The 22,479-nt window shown below is 68.8% G+C and carries 21 protein-coding genes and 2 pseudogenes; 9 read left to right on the top strand and 14 right to left on the bottom strand.

The window, feature by feature from the left end:
- Positions 1-118 (top strand): annotated as a pseudogene (locus A9W96_RS33325) (hypothetical protein); the annotation flags it as partial.
- A 28-nt stretch (positions 119-146) separates the two neighbouring features.
- On the opposite strand, the pseudogene A9W96_RS33320 reads toward A9W96_RS33325, so the two are convergent.
- The 5 genes and pseudogenes from A9W96_RS33320 to fgd all read right to left on the bottom strand — a co-directional run.
- Positions 147-224, bottom strand: a pseudogene (locus A9W96_RS33320) (tetratricopeptide repeat protein); the annotation flags it as partial.
- 132 nt (positions 225-356) lie between these two features.
- A complete protein-coding gene (locus A9W96_RS13720; protein ID WP_067140424.1) occupies positions 357-1,205 on the bottom strand; it encodes an endonuclease domain-containing protein in 849 nt (282 codons plus the stop codon).
- A 76-nt stretch (positions 1,206-1,281) separates the two neighbouring features.
- Entirely contained in the window at positions 1,282-2,445 is a 1,164-nt protein-coding gene (locus A9W96_RS13715; RefSeq protein ID WP_156765236.1) for an acetate kinase, read from the bottom strand.
- Positions 2,442-4,508: a phosphate acetyltransferase gene (gene pta / locus A9W96_RS13710; protein ID WP_066872398.1), complete on the bottom strand. Its 2,067-nt coding sequence runs from the start codon at positions 4,506-4,508 to the stop codon at positions 2,442-2,444. Before pta ends, A9W96_RS13715 begins: the two co-directional genes overlap by 4 nt.
- 26 nt (positions 4,509-4,534) lie before the next feature.
- Complete coding sequence (gene fgd, locus A9W96_RS13705; RefSeq protein ID WP_007768513.1) at positions 4,535-5,545, bottom strand: glucose-6-phosphate dehydrogenase (coenzyme-F420); 1,011 nt, start codon at positions 5,543-5,545, stop codon at positions 4,535-4,537.
- A gap of 230 nt (positions 5,546-5,775) precedes the next feature.
- Here fgd and A9W96_RS13700 point away from each other — a divergent pair, with 230 nt between their 5' ends.
- On the top strand, positions 5,776-6,522 hold the full coding sequence (locus A9W96_RS13700; RefSeq protein ID WP_066872395.1) for an MBL fold metallo-hydrolase: 747 nt from the start codon (positions 5,776-5,778) through the stop codon (positions 6,520-6,522).
- A 196-nt stretch (positions 6,523-6,718) separates the two neighbouring features.
- Here the strand turns inward: A9W96_RS13700 and A9W96_RS13695 are convergent, their stop codons facing one another.
- Genes A9W96_RS13695 through A9W96_RS13685 form a run of 3 tightly spaced genes read right to left on the bottom strand, consistent with a single transcriptional unit; the run spans position 6,719 to position 8,489 of the window.
- Positions 6,719-7,222 carry a GNAT family N-acetyltransferase gene (locus A9W96_RS13695; RefSeq protein ID WP_066877862.1) on the bottom strand — a complete coding sequence of 168 codons (504 nt, stop codon included), beginning with the start codon at positions 7,220-7,222 and terminating at the stop codon, positions 6,719-6,721.
- Positions 7,223-7,228: 6 nt separating this feature from the next.
- On the bottom strand, positions 7,229-8,110 hold the full coding sequence (locus A9W96_RS13690; protein ID WP_067021790.1) for a class I SAM-dependent methyltransferase: 882 nt from the start codon (positions 8,108-8,110) through the stop codon (positions 7,229-7,231).
- A 7-nt stretch (positions 8,111-8,117) separates the two neighbouring features.
- Entirely contained in the window at positions 8,118-8,489 is a 372-nt protein-coding gene (locus tag A9W96_RS13685; RefSeq protein ID WP_067140422.1) for a DUF3054 domain-containing protein, read from the bottom strand.
- Positions 8,490-8,626: 137 nt separating this feature from the next.
- Here A9W96_RS13685 and A9W96_RS13680 point away from each other — a divergent pair, with 137 nt between their 5' ends.
- From A9W96_RS13680 to A9W96_RS13660, 5 genes are all read left to right on the top strand, one after another.
- A complete protein-coding gene (locus A9W96_RS13680) occupies positions 8,627-9,811 on the top strand; it encodes an acyl-CoA dehydrogenase (RefSeq protein ID WP_067140420.1) in 1,185 nt (394 codons plus the stop codon).
- A 10-nt stretch (positions 9,812-9,821) separates the two neighbouring features.
- Entirely contained in the window at positions 9,822-10,970 is a 1,149-nt protein-coding gene (locus tag A9W96_RS13675; RefSeq protein ID WP_066872384.1) for an acyl-CoA dehydrogenase family protein, read from the top strand.
- On the top strand, positions 10,970-11,641 hold the full coding sequence (locus A9W96_RS13670) for a TetR/AcrR family transcriptional regulator (protein ID WP_067140417.1): 672 nt from the start codon (positions 10,970-10,972) through the stop codon (positions 11,639-11,641). The genes A9W96_RS13675 and A9W96_RS13670 overlap by 1 nt, the downstream gene beginning before the upstream one ends.
- On the top strand, positions 11,638-12,264 hold the full coding sequence (locus A9W96_RS13665; RefSeq protein ID WP_066872379.1) for a hypothetical protein: 627 nt from the start codon (positions 11,638-11,640) through the stop codon (positions 12,262-12,264). Before A9W96_RS13670 ends, A9W96_RS13665 begins: the two co-directional genes overlap by 4 nt.
- Positions 12,265-13,139: 875 nt before the next feature.
- Positions 13,140-14,519 carry an NAD(P)/FAD-dependent oxidoreductase gene (locus tag A9W96_RS13660; protein WP_066872376.1) on the top strand — a complete coding sequence of 460 codons (1,380 nt, stop codon included), beginning with the start codon at positions 13,140-13,142 and terminating at the stop codon, positions 14,517-14,519.
- On the opposite strand, the gene A9W96_RS13655 is transcribed toward A9W96_RS13660, so the two are convergent.
- From A9W96_RS13655 to A9W96_RS13630, 6 genes are all read right to left on the bottom strand, one after another.
- A complete protein-coding gene (locus A9W96_RS13655) occupies positions 14,516-15,742 on the bottom strand; it encodes an O-succinylhomoserine sulfhydrylase (protein WP_067140414.1) in 1,227 nt (408 codons plus the stop codon). The two genes, A9W96_RS13660 and A9W96_RS13655, sit on opposite strands and share 4 nt — an antisense overlap.
- A gap of 17 nt (positions 15,743-15,759) precedes the next feature.
- Complete coding sequence (locus A9W96_RS13650; protein ID WP_066879951.1) at positions 15,760-16,200, bottom strand: rhodanese-like domain-containing protein; 441 nt, start codon at positions 16,198-16,200, stop codon at positions 15,760-15,762.
- Between the two features lie 171 nt (positions 16,201-16,371).
- Positions 16,372-17,628: a formate-dependent phosphoribosylglycinamide formyltransferase gene (gene purT / locus A9W96_RS13645; RefSeq protein ID WP_066879949.1), complete on the bottom strand. Its 1,257-nt coding sequence runs from the start codon at positions 17,626-17,628 to the stop codon at positions 16,372-16,374.
- Between the two features lie 97 nt (positions 17,629-17,725).
- Positions 17,726-18,373 carry a PaaI family thioesterase gene (locus tag A9W96_RS13640; RefSeq protein ID WP_067140411.1) on the bottom strand — a complete coding sequence of 216 codons (648 nt, stop codon included), beginning with the start codon at positions 18,371-18,373 and terminating at the stop codon, positions 17,726-17,728.
- Entirely contained in the window at positions 18,370-19,668 is a 1,299-nt protein-coding gene (locus tag A9W96_RS13635) for an adenylosuccinate synthase (protein ID WP_067140408.1), read from the bottom strand. Before A9W96_RS13635 ends, A9W96_RS13640 begins: the two co-directional genes overlap by 4 nt.
- Positions 19,669-19,771: 103 nt before the next feature.
- Entirely contained in the window at positions 19,772-20,680 is a 909-nt protein-coding gene (locus tag A9W96_RS13630; RefSeq protein WP_067140431.1) for a histidine phosphatase family protein, read from the bottom strand.
- A gap of 408 nt (positions 20,681-21,088) precedes the next feature.
- Between A9W96_RS13630 and A9W96_RS13625 the strand changes: the two genes are divergently transcribed.
- Positions 21,089-21,667, top strand: a complete 579-nt coding sequence (locus A9W96_RS13625) for a peptidase M50 (protein WP_231999680.1) — start codon at positions 21,089-21,091, stop codon at positions 21,665-21,667.
- Between the two features lie 9 nt (positions 21,668-21,676).
- The gene (locus A9W96_RS13620; RefSeq protein ID WP_067140402.1) at positions 21,677-22,459 is read left to right on the top strand and encodes a site-2 protease family protein; all 783 of its coding nucleotides are present in this window, start codon (positions 21,677-21,679) and stop codon (positions 22,457-22,459) included.
- Positions 22,460-22,479: the final 20 nt, after the last annotated feature.

The raw sequence follows: 22,479 nt of genomic DNA, 5'->3' as shown, positions 1-22,479 counted from the left end.
CGCGCGGCTGACCAGCGCGGTGACGCTGCTATCCGGCCGCACCAAGAGCGAGATCACCGAGGAGGACATCCGCGACGGGACGCGGGCCGGATGCCGCGCCCAACCGGGCGCCCAACCGGGCCCCGAGTCGCGCCCAACACGAACCGCTAGAACGTGCTGGTGGGGCGAACCCGGTTCGCCATGTCCACCAGCGCGTAGCGGTGCCGCTGGGTGGGCGCGACTCGGGGCCCGGTTGGGCGCCCGGTTGGGCGCGGCATCCGGCCCGCGTCCCGTCGAGTGTGAATCGTGGGCGTTGAGTGTGAACCCTGGGCGGCGACACGCCGACAAACCACACCGTGGTTTCACACTGAAAGCCGCTATTTCACAGTCGATTTCGTCAACGCTGCACGCACCCGGTGGATGATCGCGGCGGGCCGGTCCTCCGCGACGACCCGGACGACGATCCACCCCAGCCGCTCCAGCGTTTCGATCCGGCGAATGTCCTTGGCGTACTGGCGTCGGTCGGTGCGGTGTTGGTCGCCGTCATACTCGACGCCGACCATGGCGTCCGGCCAGCCCAGGTCCAGGTAGGCGATCGGCAGGCCGTCGGCCCCCAGCACCGGGATCTGGGTCTGCGGCCGCGGCAGTCCCGCGTCGATGAGCAACAGCCGCAGGTAGCTTTCCCGGGGCGACTGCGCGCCCGCGTCGACCAGCTCGAGCGCGGCCTCTAACGCCCGCAGCCCGGGCGAGCGAGGGTGCGCCATCGCGACCCGCAGCACGTCGTCGACCTTGAAACCCGTTGCGCGCGCGAGGGCGTCGAGCCGCACCACGGCGGACCGCACCGCGCCCCGCCGCCCGATGTCGAAGGCGGTTCGCTCCGGTGTGGTGACGGGCAGACCGTCCTGGCGCTGAGTCTCACCGGCATACAGCGTTTCCCGATGCGTCAACACGCCGTTCGGGGGACGGGTGTTGGGATGGATCAGCTCAACAGGCACGCCGTCGGGGATCCATTCGGCGCCGTGCAGCGCCGCCGCGGCCGCTCCCGCGATGACCGCCCTGCGGCCCGACCACAGCCAGGCCGCGCGGATGCGCACCCGCAGCGACGGCTCCACGTGTGCGGGCACGTACACGTTCGGAAACACCGCGCGGTAGGCCGCCCGCAGCTGGTGGCGACTCAGCCTTCCCGACGCCAGCTCCTCGCTGCCGATAAACGGCACTTGCCTCATGCCGCGAACCATCTCACGTCGAACGCGGTCCGCGGGCGCGTCTGTGCACAGGCCCGGAGCGCACGGTATCGGCTACTTATCCGCCTAGCACGCTCACGCAGTCGCGGGCGATGGCCAGTTCTTCGTTGGTCGGGATCACCAGCACCGCGATCGGTGAATCGTCGGTCGAGATCTGCCGCGTCCCCTTGCCGCCGCCGAGGTTACGGCGCTCGTCGAGCACGATGCCCAGTTCTTCCATGCCGGCCATCGCGTCGCGGCGCACCGCGGCGTCGTTCTCGCCGATCCCGGCGGTGAAGCTGATGACGTCGGTGTGCCCCAGCACCGCCAGGTAGGCGCCGACGTACTTGCGCAGCCGGTGGGTGAACACGCTGTAGGCCAATTGCGCTGCCTGGTCACCGGATTCGATCATGGTCCGCAGCCGGCGAAAGTCGCGCTGACCGGACAGGCCCAGCACGCCCGACCGCTGGTTGAGCATGGACTCGATGTCGTCGACGCCCATGTCGGCCGTGTGCGACAGGTAGCCGACGACGCTGGGATCGATATCGCCGCTGCGGGTACCCATCACCAGCCCCTCCAACGGGGTCAGCCCCATCGAGGTGTCCAACGGCCGGGAACCGGCGATCGCCGAGGCGGAGCAACCGTTACCCAAATGCAGCACGATCTGTTTCAGGTCGCCGACGGGCCGCTCCAGGAAGGCGGCGGCCTGCTCGCTGACGTAGCGGTGCGACGTGCCGTGGAACCCGTATCGGCGGATCTGATACCGCTGAGCGAGGTCGCGGTCGATCGCGTAGGTGGCTGCCGCCGGCGGCAGGTCGTGGAAGAATCCGGTGTCGAAGACCGCGATGTGGGCGATGTCGGGCAGCAGTTTGCGCGCGACCTCGATCCCCTTGAGCGCGGGCGGATTGTGCAGCGGGGCCAACTCCGACAACTCGTGCAGCCGGCCTATCACCGCGTCGTCCAGCAGCGTGGGCTGATAAAAGGCGTTGCCGCCGTGCACCACTCGGTGCCCCACCGCGACGATGCCGCTCGTCTTCAGGTCGATACCGTCATCGGCCAACGCGTCGAACGCGCGGCGCAGCGCGGCGTCATGATCGGGAACCGACGACGATTCCTCTCCGATCCGCTCCACCAGGCCCGTCGCCCGGGCTGTGCCCGAATCCGGGTCGACCACTTGGTATTTCAGCGACGACGAGCCGGAGTTGATCACCAGCACCAGGCGGGAGCCACTCGTTGCCGTCACGGCCGCCCCTGCGCCTGGATCGCGGTGATGGCCACGGTGTTGACGATATCTTCGACCAGCGCGCCCCGCGACAGGTCGTTCACCGGCTTGCGCAGGCCCTGCAGCACCGGCCCGATGGCGAGCGCGCCGGCGCTGCGCTGCACCGCTTTGTAGGTGTTGTTGCCGGTGTTGAGGTCGGGGAAGATCAGCACCGTGGCCCGACCGGCCACCGGCGAGTCCCGCAATTTGGTGGCCGCGACCGACGGTTCGATCGCGGCGTCGTATTGGATGGGCCCCTCCACCGGCAGGTCGGGGTCGCGTTTGCGCACCAATTCCGTTGCCGTCCTGACCTTGTCGACGTCCGCACCGGTGCCGGAGTCGCCGGTCGAGTAGGACAGCATCGCCACCCGCGGTTCGATGCCGAACTGGGCGGCGGTGCGTGCCGAGGAGATGGCGATGTCGGCCAGCTGCTCGGGCGTCGGGTTCGGGATGATCGCGCAGTCACCGTAGGCCAGCACCCGATCCGGCAGGCACATCAGGAAGATGCTGGACACCGTCGAGACGTCCGGGACCGTCTTGATGATCTCGAATGCCGGCCGAACGGTGTGCGCCGTGGTGTGCGCGGCGCCGGACACCATGCCGTCGACATGGGAGTTCTGCACCAGCATGGTGCCGAAATACGTGGCGTCGCGCATGGCCTCGCGGGCCTGCTCGACCGTGACACCCTTGGCCTTGCGCAACTGCGCGTACTGGTCGGCGAACTCGTCGCGCAGCGGGCTACTGCGCGGATCGATCACGGTCGCGTCGCCCAGGTCCACCCCGAGTTCTCCCGCGCGCTGGCGGATTTGGGCTTCGTCGCCCAGGATGGTCAGGTCGGCGACGCGGCGCTGCAGCACCCGGCCCGCCGACTGCAGAATGCGGTCGTCGTCGCCTTCGGGTAGCACGATGTGCTTGCGGTCCGCGCGTGCCTGCAGCGTCAGCTGGTGAATGAACATCTGCGGCGTGACCACGGTGGGAATCGGAATCGCAAGCTGGGCAAGCAGATCGGGGACGTCGACGTGGCTGTCCATCAACTCCAGCGCGGTGTCGATCTTGCGCTGCGAGGTCGCGGTGACCCGGCCCCGGGCCGACGCCGCCGCGCTGGCGGTGTCGTAGGTGCCCAGCGCGGTGGCGACGATGGGCAGGCGCAGCCGAAGCCCGGCGACCAGGTCGGCGATAGACGGATGCAGCTGGAAACCGCCGTTGAGCACGATGCACGACAGCGACGGAAAGCCTTCGGCCGCATGGGCACTGGCCACGGCCAGTACTACGTCCGAGCGGTCGCCGGGGGTGATGACCGCCATGCCGTCGCGCAGGCGTTCCAGGACGTGGTCGGCGGTCATCCCGGCGACCAGCACGCCGGTGACCTCGCGTTCGCGCAGTGACTCTTCGCCGCTGACCGGCGCCCCGCCGACGGCCTTTTCCAGCTCGGCCACCGTCGGCGCGGACAGCAGCGGCGCGTCGGGCAGCACGTAGCTGCGCTGGGCGAATTTGCGCAGGGCCTGCGCGACCTCGGTCAGCTCGGCCGGCTCACAGCGGTTGGCCACCACGGCGGCGGTGTGGGCGTGCTGGGCGTCCAGCTCGGCGAGGCAGACCTCGACGACGCTGGCGACCTCGGCGGCCGTGCGCCCCTTGCCACTGACCGTCAGCAACAGCGGCGCACCGAGATTGACCGCGATGCGCGCGTTGGTCGAAAGCTCTGCGGGCCGGGTCACGTCGGTGTAGTCGCTGCCGACGATCACCACCACGTCGCACGCCTCGGCCACCGCGTGGTAGGCGTCGACGATGGCGGCGATGGCCGCGTCACCGTCGGCGTGCAGCTGCGCATAGGTGACGCCGACGCATTGCTCGTAGGTCAGACCCGCGGTGGTCCGCGACAGCAGCAATTCCAGGATGTAGTCGCGGTCCTCGCCGTCGTCGGAGCGCGTAATCGGGCGGAACACACCGACTTTGGCGACCGTGGCGGTCAACCGGTGCAGCAGCCCCAGCGCGATCGTCGACTTGCCGGTCTCCGGCTCGGGGGCCGCGATATAGATCGCTGTCACTGGACGGGCACGGCGCCGCAGACCGCTCAGGCCAGCCGCCGCAACCGCGGCGCCAGGTCCTTCTCGAAGAGCTCCAGGAACCGGCGCTGGTCATGGCCGGGCGCGTGGAACACCAGGTGGTTGAGGCCCCATTTCACGTACTGGCCGACCTTTTCGACCGCCTCGTCGGGATCCGACGCCACGATCCAGCGCTTGGCCACCTGCTCGATCGGCAGCTCGTCGGCGGCCTTCTCCATTTCCAGCGGGTCGTGAATGCTGGTCTTCTGCTCGGCCGTCAGCGACAGCGGCGCCCAGAACCGGGTGTTCTCCAGCGCCTTGTCCGGGTCGGTGTCGTAGGAGATCTTGATTTCGATCATCCGGTCGATGTCGTCGGGATTCTTGCCGGCCGCCTCCGCGCCCTCCTTCATGGCCGGCATCAGCTTGTCCTTGTACAGCTCCTCGCCCTTGCCGGAGGTGCAGATGAAGCCGTCGCCGGCGCGGCCCGCGTACTTGGCCACCTGGGGACCCCCCGCGGCGATGTAGATCGGGATGCCACCCTCGGGCACGTCGTAGATGGAGGCGCCCTTGGTGTGGTAGTACTCGCCCTCGAAGTCCACCCGGTCGCCCAGCCACAGCTCGCGCATCAGCCGCACCGATTCGCGCAGCCGGGCATAGCGTTCCTTGAACTCCGGCCACTCGCCCTCGTAACCGGTGGCGATCTCGTTGAGCGACTCGCCGGTGCCGACGCCCAGGAAAATGCGGTCCGGGTACAGGCATCCCATCGTGGCGAACGCCTGCGCGATGACGGCGGGGTTGTAGCGGAAGGTCGGGGTGAGCACCGAGGTGCCCAGCACCAGCCTCTTGGTGCGCTCGCCGACCGCGGTCATCCACGCCAGCGAGAAGGGCGCGTGTCCGCCCTCGTGCCGCCACGGCTGGAAGTGGTCACTGACGGTTGCGCTGTCCATGCCGTGCCCCTCGGCGGCGACAGCGAGTTCGACGAGCTCGCGCGGTGCAAATTGTTCAGCGGACGCTTTGTATCCGAGTTTCAGTTCAGCCACTCGTTCTTTCTACTCCTGTGCTGATGGTCGCGACCCGCTACGCCCGGCTTCGCCGCGCTTGCGATCGCTCCTGTGCTGACGGTCGCGACCCGCTACGCCCGGCTTCGCCGCGCTTGCGATCGCTCCTGTGCTGACGGTCGCGACCCGCTGCGCCCGGCTTCGCCGCGCTTGCGATCGCTCCTGTGCTGATGGTCGCGACCCGCTACGCCCCGGCTTCTACACTCGCGGGCATGGGATCGGCGCCAACCCTCGTCCAAGTGACCGACACGGTCTACCTCGCCCGGGGCGAGGCCGTTAACTGGACGCTGGTCGTCGACGGCACCGGCGTGCTGCTGATCGACGCCGGATATCCCGGCGACCGCGAGGACGTGCTGTCGTCGCTGCGGGAGCTGAGCTACGGCCCCGGTGACGTGCGGGCCGTCCTGCTCACGCACGCCCACATCGACCACCTGGGTTCGGCGATCTGGCTCGCCAACGAATACGGCACCGCCGTGTACTGCCACGCCGAGGAAGTGGGCCACGCCAAACGCGAATACCTGGAACAGGCGTCGGTTTTCGATGTGGCCCTGCGCATTTGGCGGCCGCGCTGGGCGGCGTGGGGCCTGCACGTGTTGCGCAGCGGCGGCCTGATCCGCGACGGCATCCCCTCCACCCGGCCGCTGACCGCCGAGGTGGCCGCCGGGCTGCCGGGGCACCCGCGGCCGGTGTTCACCCCCGGGCACACCAGCGGGCACTGCTCGTACGTGGTGGACGGGGTGCTGGTCAGCGGCGACGCGCTGATCACCGGGCACCCACTGCTGCGTCGGGGTGGGCCGCAGCTGCTGCCCGCGGTGTTCAGCCACAGCCAGCAGAACTCGCTGCGCAGCCTGGACGCGCTGGCACTGCTGGACACCGAGGTGCTGCTACCCGGTCACGGCGACGTGTGGCGCGGCCCGATCCGGGAAGCGACTGCGCGCGCCATCTCGCTGGCTCAGTAGTGGAGAGGCGTTGTGCCGGTTGCTAAATCGGTCGCATCGGGCTTTGAGCGTGAATCCTGGGTCTTCAGTGTGAACCTACGGCGGGTGTTGTCGGCGTGTCGCCGCCCAGGATTCACACTGAAAACCGACGATTCACACTCGACCGGCGAAGGCGTCGACCGGCGAAGGCGAGGACGGCGAAGGCGCCGAACTCAACTCAAGCCAGCCACTTCTCGAAGGCGATCGGAATGAACGGGCCCCACGACGGCAGTGGATCCGGTGTTATCCGGGTGTATCCCGTCGCGTCATAGAGCGCCTCGGCCTCCGGCTGCCGGTTCCCGGTGATCAGGTAGAGCCGCCGATACCCACGCGCCAGGGTTTCGGCCTCCAGCGCCGCCAGCAGCGCCTTGGCGTAACCGCGGCGCCGGTGCCTGGCGTCGGTCCAAATCCGCTTGAGCTCGGCGGTCTCGGCGTCGTACCGGCGAAACGCGCCGCCGGTCACCGGCTCGCCGTCCACCATGCCGATCAGCAGTCCGCCATCCGGCGGCGCCAACTCGGCCTCCGGCACGGGCAGCCAGGTCAGGTGGGTGCTCGGTGTCCCGCCGTACCGTTGCGCATACTCGACGGCCAGTTCGGCCAGCAGCGGTTGCGCCAGCGGGTCGTCGTGAGTGGCCGACACGAACCGCAGTCGGCCGCGGGGCGTGGTTGATTCCGGCATCACCAAGGCTCAAACGCGTGTCGCGGTGACGTATTCCGGGATGAACTCCGAGTCGCCGGCTCCGGCGCTTCGCCGCCTGCCCAGGCCCAGCGCACCCAGCAGTTCGGTGAGGCCGCGCCCGGCGGTCTCCCAGCCATTGGACGCCAAATACTCTGGCACGTAATGGTATTCGCCCGGATAGGTCAGGCTGGCCAGGTCGACGTCTAGACCGCGCTGTCGCCAGCCGTCGACGAATGCACGCTCGGCCCCGAGCTGCAACGGATTCCAGGTGGGCATGTGATCGGCGGTGAACCGGCTACCGGCGGCGCTCGAGGCGGTGACGGCGTCGAGCACATGGTTCTGCTCGTCGGGCGGCAGGTAGCCGACGAGCAGCTGCTCGGCGACCCAGACCGTGGGCTGGGCGGCGTCGAACCCGACCCGGCGCAGCGCCGCCGGCCAATCCTGGCGCAGCTCGATGCCGACCGCACAGCGGTGGGTGGCCAATGTGGCGTCCAGCCCGCGCAGCACCTCGGCTTTGAAGTCGAGCACCTCCGGCCGATCGATCTCGTAGACCGTGGTGCCCTTGGGCCACCACAGCCGGTACGGCCGGGTGTCGAGGCCCGACGCCAGGATGACCACCTGCCGGATGCCCGCCCGCCCGGCGTCGGCCAGGAATTCGTCCACGAACCGCGTGTGCGCCGCCAGCGCGTCCATCAGCGCCGTCATGGCCGGGTCGTCGCCCTCGTCGGCCGCGAACACGTGATCGGTGATCGCGCGGGTGAGGTAGTCGATCCCGACGGCGCACAACAGCGGCTCGGCGAAGGGATCGTTCAGCAGGCCCTGGTGGGTGGCCACCGCCCGCGCGGCCGCGCCGAAAGTTGCGGTCACCGCCACGTCAACCGTCTGCGCCATGGTCGCCTCAGACGCCGGAGCGCCGCCGCAGGGCCAGCCCGGCGGCCACTCGCCAGCCCAACAACAACAGCGCGGTGACCGTCGTCGCCACCACCACGAAACTCACCGCCACGCCCGCGAAGGTCGCCTTGCGCAACAGCATGCCGACGAGCACCGTGCACAGCCACACGACGACCCCGGTCGGCGCCACCGCGGCCGGCCGGCGCCACGCGCGGGAGACGAGCCACCCGACGACGGTGCCGGTGAGAAACGGCCACGCCGTCACGGCGACGCCGGTGATGTTGAGACCTTCGTCGTGGCTGCGGCGACCCACGGCGCAGAACACCAGCACGCCGATGACATCCACCGCGAGCCAGGCCGGCCGCCGGAGCCTAAGCATGCAGCGAGACTACCGGGACGTCGCATGATCCTTGACCGCGCAGCCGCGGTGAACCTAGATTCGTCAGCAATGAATCCCCATTCACTCCGCCGGTCCGGCGGTGGTAACCGGCGGCCCGACGGTGGCAGGCTGAGGACATGAGCACTCAGACACCGCCCGCCTTCGACCGCGACGACCCGCTCGGCCTCGACGCCTCGCTATCCAGCGACGAGCTGGCGGTGCGCGACACCGTCAGGGAATTCTGCGCCGAGAACGTGCTGCCGCACGTGGCGGAGTGGTTCGAGATCGGCGACCTCCCGGTGCGCGAACTGGCCAAGGGCTTCGGTCAGCTCGGGCTGCTGGGCATGCACCTGGAGGGGTACGGCTGCGGCGGCGCCTCGGCCGTGCACTACGGGCTGGCGTGCGTGGAGCTGGAGGCCGCCGACTCCGGTCTTCGGTCGATGGTCTCGGTGCAAGGTTCGCTGGCCATGTTCGCGATCTGGAATTTCGGGTCCGAGGAGCAGAAGCAGGAATGGCTGCCCGGCATGGCCACCGGTGAGCTGCTCGGTTGCTTCGGGTTGACCGAACCCGACGTCGGCTCCGACCCCGCCGCGATGAAAACTCGGGCGCGCCAAGACGGTTCGGACTGGGTGCTCAACGGCCGCAAGCTGTGGATCACCAACGGCTCGGTGGCCGACGTCGCGGTGGTGTGGGCCACCACCGACGATGGGATTCGCGGCTTCATCGTGCCCACCAAGACACCGGGCTTTTCCGCCAACACGATTCATCACAAGCTGTCGCTGCGGGCCTCGATTACCAGCGAGTTGGTGCTCGACGACGTGCGGGTGCCCGCCGAGGCGATGTTGCCCGAGGCCAAGGGGCTGCGCGGGCCGCTGTCCTGTCTGTCCGAGGCCCGGTACGGAATCATCTGGGGCTCCATGGGAGCGGCGCGCTCGGCGTGGCAGGCCGCATTGGATTACGCCACGCAGCGCACCCAGTTCGGCCGGCCCATCGCCGGATTTCAGCTGACCCAGGCCAAGCTCGTCGACATGGCGGTCGAGCTGCACAAGGGCCAGCTGCTCTCGCTGCACCTCGGCCGCCTCAAGGACAGCGTGGGCCTGCGCCCCGAGCAGGTCAGCTTCGGCAAACTCAACAACACCCGCGAAGCGATCAAGATCTGCCGGACCGCACGAACCATATTGGGCGGCAACGGGATATCGCTGGAATACCCCGTGATCCGGCACATGGTGAACCTGGAATCGGTGCTGACCTACGAGGGCACACCGGAGATGCACCAGCTCGTCCTCGGCCAGGCGTTCACCGGCAGCGACGCCTTCCGCTGACGACAGACCCATGGCCGCACGCCTCGAGTACACGTCCGAGCATCACCAGTTCCGGGAATTGGTACGCGATTTCGTGCACCGGACGGTCGTGCCCAATCACGAGAAGTGGGAACGGGACGGCCAGTGGGATCGCGCGCTGTTCATCGAAGCCGGAAAGCTCGGACTGCTGGGCTTTTCCGTACCCGAGCGCCTCGGCGGCCCGGGCGTGGCCGACTTCCGCTACAACGCGATCGTCATCGACGAGTTGCAGCGGGCGGGCGCGGCCGCCGAGGCCATCGCCTTCACGCTGCAAAACGACGTGGTGCTGCCCTACCTCACCGACCTGACCACCCCAGAACAGCAACGGCGCTGGTTGCCCGGCGTGGTCACCGGCGAGACGGTGCTCGCCATCGCGATGACCGAGCCCGGCACCGGCAGCGACCTGGCCGGGATCCGCACGACGGCGGTGCCCGACGGTGACGACTACGTCGTCAACGGCGCCAAGACCTTCATCTCCAACGGGCAGATCGGCGACCTCTTCGTCGTCGCGGTGCGCACCTCGCCGGACCGTCACCACGGCCTGTCGCTGCTGGTCGTCGACCCCACCACACCGGGGTTCTCCCGCGGCCGCAACCTGGAGAAGATCGGCCTGCACGCCCAGGACACCAGCGAGCTCACCTTCACCGACATGCGGGTGCCCAGGGCCAATCTGCTCGAGGACGAGGGCAAGGGCTTCTACCAGCTGATGAAGAACCTGCCCCAGGAGCGGCTCGCGCTCGGGGTGGGGGCGGTGGCCGCAGCGGAAGGCATCCTCGCCCAGACGCTGGACTACGTGCGGGACCGCACCGCGTTCGGCTCACCGATCGCCAGCTTCCAGAACAGCCAATTCGTCCTCGCCGAACTGGCCACCGAAATCGACATCGCCCGCACCTATCTCGACGACTGCCTGGCCCAGCACCTGGCCGGCGAGCTGACCGCCGCGCGCGCCGCGCGGCTCAAGTGGTGGACCACCGACCTGCAGGTGCGCACCGCCGACCGCTGCCTGCAGTTGCACGGCGGCTACGGCTACATGCGCGAATACGGCGTGGCGCGCGCCTTCGTCGACGCCCGCATCCAAACCATCTACGGCGGCACCAACGAGATCATGAAGACGATCATCGCCAAGGACCTGGGCATCTGATGGCCGTCGACTACAGCGAGCTGCCCGTCGAGGAGGCGGTGCGCGCGGCCCGGGCCGACTCGCGACGCCGCCAGGTGCTCGACGCCGCGGTCAAGGTCATGGGCCGCAACGGGTTTCACCAGATGTCCATGCAGGACCTGGCGCGCGAGGCCAAGGTCTCCGTCGGCCTGATCTACAAGTACTTCGGCGGCAAGGAGGACCTGCTGCTCGCGACGATCGTGCGGATCCTCGACGCGTTCCGCGACCAACTGGCACCGGTCATCGCGGCCGCCGGCGACGACGTCGTCGACCAGCTGACCGCGGGCGTGCGCCGCTATATCGAGATCGTCGACGAGAACCTCGACGGCGTGGTGCTGACCTACCGGGAGAGCCGCACCCTCGGGGGACCAGGTCGCACGCAGATCAAGGACCTCGAAATCGCCACCGCCGCACCGCTGCGCACGGTGATCGAGGCCGGCATCGCCCGGGGCGCCTTCCGCGACGTCGACGTCGATCTCACCGTGTTCGACGTCATGCTGCTCGCCCACGGCTGGGCGCTCAAGCACTGGCATTTCGGGACGAATTACAGCCTCGATGAGTACATCGCGCTGCAGACGCGCCACCTGCTGACCGGACTGATTGCCGACGACCGCCGCGCCGACTACGCGGACGTGCTGAAATACAAGTCATGAAACTCACCGCGCGCCGGCTTCGCAGCACGATCGCGCTGCTGACCCTGGGCGCCGCCACCGGCCTGCCCGCGGCGGGCGCCGATCCCGCCGCGGCCCTGCCGGCGATGACCTCCAGCGGCAGCGGGCCGATCATCGGCGGCGGCTCGACGGCCGGGCAGGGAATCTCCCAGCAGCTCTTCAGCTTTGGCAAGCCTGACGTGGTGCAGGAGGTGGACGGCTCGGACGCGGCGCAGTTCATCAACGCCGCGGCCGGGGTCGCCAACCAGCAGCTGGCGGGCCCCTTCTCGCTGCTGCGCCGGGCGTTGACCTGCCAGACCAACAACGCCGGATTCGGCGCACGCGCCTACCGGCGCAACGACGGGCAGTGGGGAGGCGCGATGTTGGTCGCGGCCAAGAGCGCCACACCCAACGTCGACGGCCTGATCGCCTGTGCCAAGACCAACTGGCGCAGGTCGGCGGCGGGCGGTGAAGCCGCGATGTGCAACAACGGCTGGACCACGCCCACGTCGTACGAAAGCCGCCGTGGCGAGACGTATTACATCCTGCTGGCCGGCACCGCCGCCGACTTCTGCAGCGACCTCAACGCCAAGTACAAGACCGACGCCAACGCGTGGCCGTTCTAGGCCGACGCGGGTGCCGCCGCCCGGCGGTGAAACCAATTGTCGGCGCGACGGTTTCGCCGCGACCCGGACACCGCCGGTTTGGGCGCGCTTTTGAATTCATATCCAGTGTGCGCGCACCGGCCCCGAGCAGCGGTTGAATAGCGCTCCAATATAGCCTCGCCGGGATAGCGGCGCAGAATATTTCCATTTCTCACCGCCGCCGGATTTTGCTGAAATTCCATTGCCGCCAAGGCGGCCGCATACCGCTCGTGACGCCGAATCATCCGTATGACGAATCGTGCCGCAATATTCACGAAATCCGTTAGCTCCAAGCGGTTGACCGCGTAAACTCGCCCGCGTCGGGCATCAGACAATCGTCTCCCAGACGAAGGGGGTTCTTATGTCACGTCGTACCGGCAAAATCGTCCTCGCCTTGGTCCTCGCATTCGCAGCACCGATGACCTCGGCTTGTACGGTTCCGCTAGTTATCGACTGCGGACCCGGTTTGACCTGCACCGGATAGCAGCTCAGTAACCGAAAAGCCACAAAGCAATTTGTGGCTTTTCGTTCGCATAACACTTCGCATAGCGAAGACCAACGGGTGACCGGCCGGGGCCGCGACACGGGTCGCTGGCTCGGCGCGACTCCGGCCGGGATCCTGCACCACACAAAGCATTTCGGGAAGGTGCGCGGCGCCTTGACGCGCGTCGACACCCGGAGGTTCTCCAGACCCGTTGCCTTGCAACGGGTCTGGTCATACGGCGCCCGCCGGTCAGGTGTGACTGTCGTGCGGGGCGCTGCCGTTCCTTCGGATGCTCGCCTTTCCGCGGGGTGGCGTCGTACGGTGGACATGCGCTGGGAAGATCGACACCCAGGCCCACGCAGAAGGGACAGGCATGTCGCGCCATCGTGTCGTCATCATCGGAAGCGGCTTCGGCGGACTGTCCGCGGCCAAGGCGCTCAAGCGCGCCGACGTCGACATCACCGTGATCTCGAAGACCACCACGCATCTTTTTCAGCCGCTGCTGTATCAGGTGGCCACCGGCATCCTGTCCGAGGGCGACATCGCGCCGACCACCAGGCTGATCCTGCGCCGCCAGCGCAACGTCCGGGTGCTGTGGGGCGAAGTCTCGGCCATCGACCTCACCGCCAGGACGGTCACATCCCACCTGATGGGCATGGAGACGGTGACGCCCTACGACAGCCTGATCGTGGCCGCCGGCGCACAGCAGTCCTACTTCGGCCACGACGAATACGCCGCCTTCGCGCCCGGGATGAAGAGCATCGACGACGCCCTGGAGTTGCGCGGCCGCATCCTGGGCGCCTTCGAGGCGGCCGAGGTCGCCACGGATCCGGCCGAGCGCAAACGCCGCCTGACCTTCGTGGTGGTCGGGGCCGGGCCCACCGGGGTGGAACTGGCTGGCGAGATCGTGCAGCTGGCCGAGCGCACCCTGGCCGGGGCCTTCCGGACCATCACCCCCAGCGAATGCCGCGTCATCCTGCTGGACGCGGCGCCCGCGGTGCTGCCGCCGATGGGGCCGAAACTCGGCCTCAAGGCGCAACGCCGGCTGGAGAAGATGGACGTCGAGGTGCAGCTGAACGCGATGGTGACCGCGGTCGACTACATGGGCATCACGGTCAAGGAGCAGGACGGCGGCGAGCGCCGCATCGAATGCGCGTGCAAGGTGTGGGCGGCGGGGGTGCAGGCCAGCTCCCTGGGCGCGATGCTCGCCGAGCAGTCCAGCGGAACCGAAACCGACCGCGCCGGAAGGGTGATCGTCGAACCCGACCTCACCGTCAAGGGCCACCCGTACGTCTTTGTCGTCGGCGACCTGATGTCGGTGCCGGGCGTCCCCGGCATGGCGCAGGGCGCGATCCAGGGCGCCAAATACGCGGCGACTGTCATCAAGCGCGCGGTCAAGGGCGACGACGACCCGGCCGAACGCAAGCCGTTCAAGTACGTCAACAAGGGCAGCATGGCGCTGATCTCGCGCTACAGCGCCGTCGCGCAGGTCGGCAAGGTGGAGTTCGCCGGGTTCATCGCCTGGCTGGCATGGCTGGTGCTGCACCTGTACTACCTGATCGGCCACCGCAACCGCATCGCCGCCATGTTCGCCTGGGGCATCTCGTTCCTCGGCCGTACCCGCGGCCAGATGGCCATCACCAGCCAGATGATTTACGCCCGCCCGGTGGTGGATTGGCTGGAGCGGCAAGCGCAGGACGGGACGCTGGCGGCCGCCGAGCACGTCGACTCCGCCGAAAAACAGGCCGGCTAACTCAGCGCCCGGTCGATGTCGGCGATCAGATCGTCGGTGCCCTCCAGCCCGACGGAGATGCGCACCACGCCGTCGCCGAGCCCGATCGCCGCGCGCCCCTCCGGGCCCATCGCCCGGTGCGTGGTCGTCGCGGGATGCGTCACAAGGGATTTGGCGTCACCGAGGTTGTTCGAGATGTCGATCAGCGCCAGCTTGTCCAGCACCTCGAACGCCCGCTGCTTGGCCACGCTGTCCGGGCAGTCCAGCGCGAAGGTGATCACCGTTCCGCCGCCGGACATCTGGCGCTTCGCCAAGTCGTATTGCGGGTGCGAGGACAGATACGGGTAGCGCACCCAACTCACGGCCGGATGGCTCTCCAGGAATTCGGCGATCCGCAACGCCGACGAATTGCTGTGTTCCACCCGGACCGCCAGCGTCTCAAGCCCTTTCACCAATACCCAGGCGTTGAACGCGCTCATCGCCGGGCCGGTGTGCCGCATCAGCTTCTGCACCGGGCCGTCGATGTACTCCTTGTCGCCCAGGATGGCCCCGCCGAGCACCCGGCCCTGGCCGTCGATGTGCTTGGTGCCGGAATACACCACCACGTCGACGCCGAGCGGAATGCCCTGCTGCAGAAGTGGTGTGGCAAAAACATTGTCCAGCACCACCTTTGCGCCCGCGGCGTGGGCAAGCTCGCACACCGCGGTGATATCCACCAGTGACTGCATCGGATTCGACGGCGTCTCGAAGAACACCGCCGTGGTGGGCACCGACAATGCCTGCTCCCACTGCGCCAGGTCGTCACCGTCGACGAAGACGGTTTCGACCCCCCACCGCGGCAGGATCTCGTTGCACACCACGAAACAGGAACCGAACAGGCTGCGCGATGCCACCAGCCGGTCCCCCGCCCCCAGCAACGCCCCCAGCGAGGTGAACACCGCCGCCATGCCGCTCGCGGTGGCGAAGGCCGCGGGCGCCCCTTCCAACAGGCGCAGCCGCTCCTCGAACATCGTCACGGTCGGGTTGCCGTAGCGCGAGTAGACGAAGTGATCCACCTCGCCGGTGAACGACTGCTCCGCCACCGCCGCGGACTCGTAGACATAGCCCGACGTCAGATACATCGCCTCGGCGGTCTCGTCGAAACCCGAACGCAACAGCCCGCCGCGCACGCCGATGGTCGCCTGGCTGACTCCGTCGGGCAGCGCCGCGGGCGTGCGAATGGAGCCGTCGTCGGCCGGTTTCATCGCCGTTTCAGCCCTGTTCAGCCCTGTTTCCAAGGCAATCCGATGGCCCGCCAACCGGTTTCGCCCCGGTGACCGTTGGCGTCGAGTTGACCCTCGAAGCCGTCCAGGATGTTGTAGGCCGGTGTGATGCCCAGCTCGGTGGCCACCTCGGCGGCGCCGATGGAGCGATTTCCCGAGCGACACAGGAACAGCACCGGGCGTTCCGCGTCGGCCTGCGCCGACGCAACCTGCTCGCGCAGTTGCTCGGCGAAATTCTCGTTGCGCCGTCCGTCGGACGAATTCCACTCCAGGAACAACACCTCGCGGCCGAGGCTGGACAGATCGGGCACACCGACGAATCGCCATTCGGCGTCGGTGCGCACGTCGACCAGCACGGCGTTGGGGTTGTCGCTGAGCAGCTTCCATGCCTCCAGCGGCGTGATGTCGCCCGCGTAGGAGTGTGCGCGCTCTGTGCTCATGCTCGTATCCCTCGTTCTTCGTACGCGTTGTCAGCCACACTATCCGCGCCCGGGCGCTCAAGCCCCGGCCGGATTCCCCCGGACCCACAGCGATTACCTGACCTGAGATGGTATCGAGGCCTACGCGGTACCCGCTTGGCGGCGGTGGATTCGCGCGAAGTACCGGCCCGCTCAGGCGGGTGACTGCGGCGCGGCCAGCCGGCCGGCGACCTGGCCGGCGCGCTCCCGCGCGGCCGTCACCTCGGGCGCGGTGGCCAGGGCGCGGTAACCGCGTCCGAGGACACGCAGGTCGCTTTCGGGCACGCTCAGCGCGCCGCTCAGCGCGGCGGGGTCATGGGAGTCGGCCGGCTCGATCGCGCGGGTGGCGGCCGGCGACACCATCATGGTGTCCACCGGCAGGCCCAAGACCGTGCGGGCCTGCAGTTCGAACGCGGACAGGCGCTGGCTGCGCAGCGTCACCCAGGCGCTGTCGGTCGGGTATGCGGTGACGTCGACGAAGTACACCTCGTCGCCGTTGATCATCAGTTCGACCGCGAAGACGCCGCGGCCGCCCAGCGCCTTGACGATCCGTGCGGCGATCGACCTCGCGGCGTCGGTCGCCGCAGCGCTCAACTTCTGCGGCTGCCAGGATTCCAGCACCTGCCCGCCGGAGCCGCGATGACCGATGGGCGAACAGAATTCGATCGACGGGCCCGCCGGGCCTTCGCTGCGCACCGCCAGCAGCGTCACGTAGAACTCCACTTCGACCACGGTTTCGGCCAGCACCCGGGGCTGGCCGGGGCCCGCATGACCGCCCACCGCCCGCTGCCAGGCGGGGCCGAGGTCCTCGCGGCGCGCCGCCACCGACTGGCCCGACCCGCTGGGCCCGGCCACCGGCTTGACCAACAGCGGATATCCCGCGTGCGCGCCCACCGCCTCGAGTTCGCCCAACGACCCGACGAACCAGAACGGCGCGGTCGGCAGCCCCAGCTCGTCGGCGGCCAACCGGCGCAGGCCCTCGCGGTCCGCGCTCAGGCGCACGGCGCGAGCGCTGGGCACCAGCACGGGGTGCTCGGCACCGGATCCGGTGGCGATCCGGTCGAGGGCCTCGGCGGCGACGGTGTCGGTCGCGGTCACCACGAAGTCGGGTTGCAGCCGTTGCAGCGCCGCGGACAGCTCGGCGGCGTCGCTGAGCGGCAGCACCAGCGCCTGATCGGCCACGCCGTGGGCGGGCGCGTGCGGGCGCGCGTCGACGGCGATCACCCGCGCCCCGAGGCGCCCCAGGTCGATCGCCAACTCCCGGCCGATCTCGCCGGCACCCAGCAGCACCACTGTGGGCCTGCCGTCGGCGGGCGCCGCGGGCGGGGCTTCGGCGCGCGCCGGCGCTTGCTGGGGCACCACGAGCGCCGTCGTCTCGTCGTCCCGTCCGTCGGTCAGGCCGTCAGTCACGGCTCAAGGATAGGTCGGTTCCTGTGGTGCGCCGGTCGAGCCGCCTGCTGACGATGCGGCCCGCGTAGCGGGGTGCTGAGGAAGCGGGCCACCTAGCCTAGGGCTGGCCTGGGAGTAACTGCACCATCAGGCCGTTGGCCTCGGCCAGCAGCGCGCCGTCGGTGTCGACCAATTCCGCCGACACGAACGCCTTGCGCCCCTCGGTGCCGGTGACCCGTCCGCGGACCACCAGCGGCACATCGATCGGGGTGATCTTGCGGTAGTCCACATGCAGGAACGCCGTGCGGCTGATCGGGCGGTTCGAGGCGTGCGAGACCATCCCGAACATGTGGTCAAACAGCAGCGGCAGCACGCCGCCGTGCACCGCGTAGTTGCCACCGACGTGAAACCGGGTGAAGCGGCCCTGCATCTCGCAGCCGTCGGGCTCGTAGCGCGTCAGCGTCCACGGCGGCAACAACAGGCTGCCCATGCCGGGCAGGTCGGGGGTGCGCCCGGCGGGCGCCTGTCCCTCCACGGCGGCCTGGAACGGACCGAGCAGCTCGGTCAGCGCCGTGACACGGTCGGCCGCGTCGTCCCACACGTCGTCGTCGGGGTCGGCCGACACCGCGAGGTCCTGCAAGCGCCGCATGGCCGCCACGAACCGCCCGAAGCCCGGGCCCGGGCAGGCCACCCCGTATTCCGGGAAGCCGCCGTGGTGTTCGTATTCGGGGTCGAGGTCTTTGGGATCCTGGGCCGCATCCGTCACGGGCGGGCTGCCAGCACGTCGCGGCGCACGATGGTCTGTTCGCGCCCGGGGCCCACGCCGATGCACGAAATATGCGCTCCGGCAAGCTCTTCCAGTCGCAGTACGTAGTCGCGCGCCTTGGCAGGCAGATCGTCGAATTCCCTGGCGTGCGAGATGTCCTCCCACCAACCGGGCAACTCCTCGTAAACGGGCTCGGCGCGCGCCAAATCGCTTTGCGTCATCGGCATCTCGTGGATGCGTGCCCCGTCGATCCGGTAGCCCACACACACCGGAACCGTCTCCAGGCTGGACAGCACGTCGAGCTTGGTCAGAAAGAAGTCGGTGATGCCGTTGACCCGGGTGGCGTAGCGGGCGATGACGGCGTCGAACCAGCCGCAGCGCCGGCGCCGTCCGGTGGTGACACCGAATTCGCCGCCGGTCTTGGACAGGTATTCGCCGTTCTCGTCGAACAACTCGGTGGGGAACGGGCCCGACCCGACGCGGGTGGTGTAGGCCTTCAGGATCCCGAGCACGGTGGTGATCCGGGTCGGGCCGATGCCCGAACCCACGGCCGCGCCGCCGGCGGTCGGATTCGACGACGTCACATAGGGATACGTGCCGTGATCGACATCGAGCAGGGTGCCTTGCGATCCCTCCAGCAGGACGGTCTCGCCGGCCTCCAGCGCGGTGTTGAGCAGCAGCCGGGTGTCGGCGATGCGGTGCTTGAAGCTCTCGGCCTGCGCCAGCAAGTTGTCGACGACCTGCGTCGCGTCCAGGGCCTTGCGGTTGTAGATCTTGACCAGCACTTGATTCTTGAACTCCAGCGCGGCCTCGATCTTGTGGGTGAGCTCCTGGGGGTCGAGCACGTCGGCGACCCGAATGCCCTGCCGGGCGATCTTGTCCTGGTAGCAGGGGCCGATACCGCGGCCCGTGGTACCGATCTTCTTGTTGCCCATGTAGCGCTCAGTGACTTTGTCGATGGCCACGTGGTAGGGCATCAGCAGGTGGGCATCGGCTGAGATCAACAGCTGGGAGGTGTCGACGCCCCGGTCTTCGAGCCCCTTCAGCTCCTCGAGCAGCACGCCGGGGTCGATCACCACTCCGTTACCGATGACGTTGGTGACGCCGGGCGTGAGCACCCCCGACGGGATCAGGTGCAGCGCGAAATTCTCGCCGGTGGGCAAGACGACGGTGTGTCCGGCGTTGTTGCCGCCCTGGTAGCGCACCACCCACTGCACTCGCCCACCGAGCAAATCGGTGGCCTTCCCTTTGCCCTCGTCGCCCCATTGGGCGCCGATGAGGACGATTGCCGGCATGACACGCTCCCACCTGATCTCGCCTGCGTATTGTGGTCCAGCCGGTGACCCACCATAGCCTGGCGGCCGCGCGGGCCGCCGGTGGCCGACTGAGCCGGGCAAATCAGCTTAAGCCAGGAGACGTCGCGACCGGCGCACTTGCCGTCGCGGGCGGTTTGGTCGCGCATACGCCGGTCCTGGTCGACGGGTCCAACATCAGGCACAGGCCGTTGGCGCCGCGAGCGTTCTTAGTGCCCGACCAACCCGGGTGCACCGGTTTCCCGTTCCAGCTGATCAGCGTCCAGCCATCGCGGGGGCTGCCCTGGATCACGACGATGCCCGTGTTGGGCAGCGGATCGAAAAGCAGGAGCAACGGATCGGGGTTTCTGACGGTCATCATCGTCCCGACGCCGATGGCGAATTCGCTGGAGAACGCCACCTCGGTGATACTGCCGTTCGCGGCGCGGACCGGGTTGGCGACCGCACTGGCATACATCGTCTGGAGCACGTCGTTGAAGCCGCCCGCGTTGGTCGCGGCATTGCCGTACACGGTTTGCAGCGCGCCGTTGAAACGCCTGCGGAACTCGTACCCGTTGGCGTCGGTGGATCCGGGGGCCAGCATCGGCACGATCCGCAGCCCGAGCATCCACGCGACCGGTGCCAGCAGATAGGCCAGCCCGCCGAGGCTGACCTGCGGCTGGCCGTTGAAGGCGCCGGCGTCGATCTCGTTGAGCCCCGGCAGCGCCTGCACATTCACCCCCAACGCGGCAGCCAACGGCGCCGCGGTCTGCTGCGTCCTGATCAACTGCGACGCGAAGATCGCGGCGACCGGGCCCTTCGCCGCGAGCACGCCGGCGACGGTCTGAGCCTGTTGCTGACCAAGCGCGGTGAGCGACGCTCCGGGCGGCGCGGTGTCGATCAGGGCCGCCGCATTGGCCGTCGACTGCCCATGCCGCACCAGGTCGATAACGATCGATTCGTCGGCCGAGGCCTTCGCAGATCCGTTGCACAGCAGAACAATTGAAAGCCACACGGCGCCGACGCGGCGGAACTGCCCCGTCAGCAACGGAGGCGGGTGGGGCCGGCACCCGACGCGACCAATGCGGTTCGCGCGGTTGACAAGACGACGGTAAATCGGCGAATGGTAGTTCTCCGTTCCCTCAACCACTCGTGGCGGGATTCCGCGCAACGTCGGCCCTGTGGCAGGAGTAAAGTATCCGGTTGTTTACCGGCAGCGTTGCAACAACTTTCGTAGTCGACACCATGTTGTGACTGTGTCGTTATGACGAGCACTTCCGGCGTCGCGGTGCGTATGTGGCCAGAGACGTTGGGAGCCAATGACATTGGCTACTGCGCGATTGGATGGGCTGTGACGCAAGGAGATCGGGGCGCCGCGGTCCTGGTGTTCGGCGGACGGCCCCTCTACCGACCACTGCGGGACATGCACACCCACCGGGTCACCGGCGAAACCGACGTCGACGCCGCCATCGGCCCGTATCGGCGGCTGGTCGTGCTGGGCGGCGACGCCGAGCTGGCCGCTGTGCTGACCCGACTGTTGCGTGCCGAGCGCCTCGACATCGAGGTGGCCTACGTGCCGTGCCGGCGCACCCGCGCGACCCGGATCTATCGCCTGCCGGCCGGGCGCCGGGCGGCGCGCCGCGCCGGGCGTGGTGCGCCGCGGCGGGTGCCGCTGATCCGCGACGAGACCGGGTCGGTGATCGTCGGGCGGGCCGGCTGGGTGCCGCCGGATGACGCACGGTCCATCCATGGCGAGGCGGTGGTCGACGACACCACGCTGTTCGACGGGGACGTCGCCGGGGTGTGGATCGAGCCAACGCTGGCCATGCCGGGGCTGCGCGCGGCGATCGTCGGCCGGCCGTGGCGCCACTGGGTCACCGGCCGCGCGGCCCAACTGGGCAGCACGGGCGTCGCCGTGCTGCGCGACGGTGTCTTCGCGCGCCGCACCGCGCGGCGATCGGCGTTCTACCGCCACATCGAAGGCTGGCTGCTGGTCCGCTAGTTTCGATCGGTGAGCTTCCCTGCCTCCCAACACGAATCGGTACGGCCCAGCCCGATCTTTCTAGGCCTGCTCGGGCTGACGGCCGGCGGCGGCGCGCTGGCCTGGTCGGCCGGGGCCAGCGCGCGGCCGCTGGCCTACGCCGGGGTCTTCGTCTTCGTCATCGCCGGCTGGCTGGTGTCGCTGTGCCTGCACGAATTCGGGCACGCGCTGACCGCCTGGCGGTTCGGCGATCACGATGACTCCGTGCGCGGGTACCTGACCCTGGACCCGCGCCGCTACGCCCATCCCGGGTTGTCGCTGGCGCTACCCATGGTCGTCATCCTGCTGGGCGGAATCGGCCTGCCCGGCGCGGCGGTCTACGTGCGGACCTGGTTCATGACGCCGGCCCGGCGCACCCTGGTCAGCCTTGCCGGCCCGGCGGCCAACCTCGCGCTCGCGGTGCTGCTGCTGGTGGTGACGCGGTTGTTCTTCGACCCAAGGCACGTCGTGCTGTGGTCCGGCGTGGCCTTCCTCGCGTTCCTTCAGCTCACCGCCGTGCTGCTCAACCTGCTGCCCATCCCGGGCCTGGACGGATACGACGCCCTGGAGCCGCACCTGAGCCGCGACACCCAGCGGGCGCTGGCGCCGGCTAAGCAGTGGGGCTTCGTCATCTTGCTGTTCCTGCTGCTGGCCCCGGTGCTCAACCAGTGGTTCTTCGGGCTGGTGCTGTCGCTGTTCGACCTGTCCGGTGTGCCGGACGTGCTGGTGGCCTGGGGCAACGCGCTGACCCGGTTCTGGAGCCGCTGGTTCTGACCCTTGCCATATATGCGCTA

The organism is Mycobacterium sp. 1245852.3 (genome assembly GCF_001669335.1).
Taxonomy (GTDB): Bacteria; Actinomycetota; Actinomycetes; order Mycobacteriales; family Mycobacteriaceae; genus Mycobacterium; species Mycobacterium europaeum_A.
Note: the sequence above shows the minus strand (reverse complement) of the source record. Positions and strands in the feature narration are given on the sequence as shown.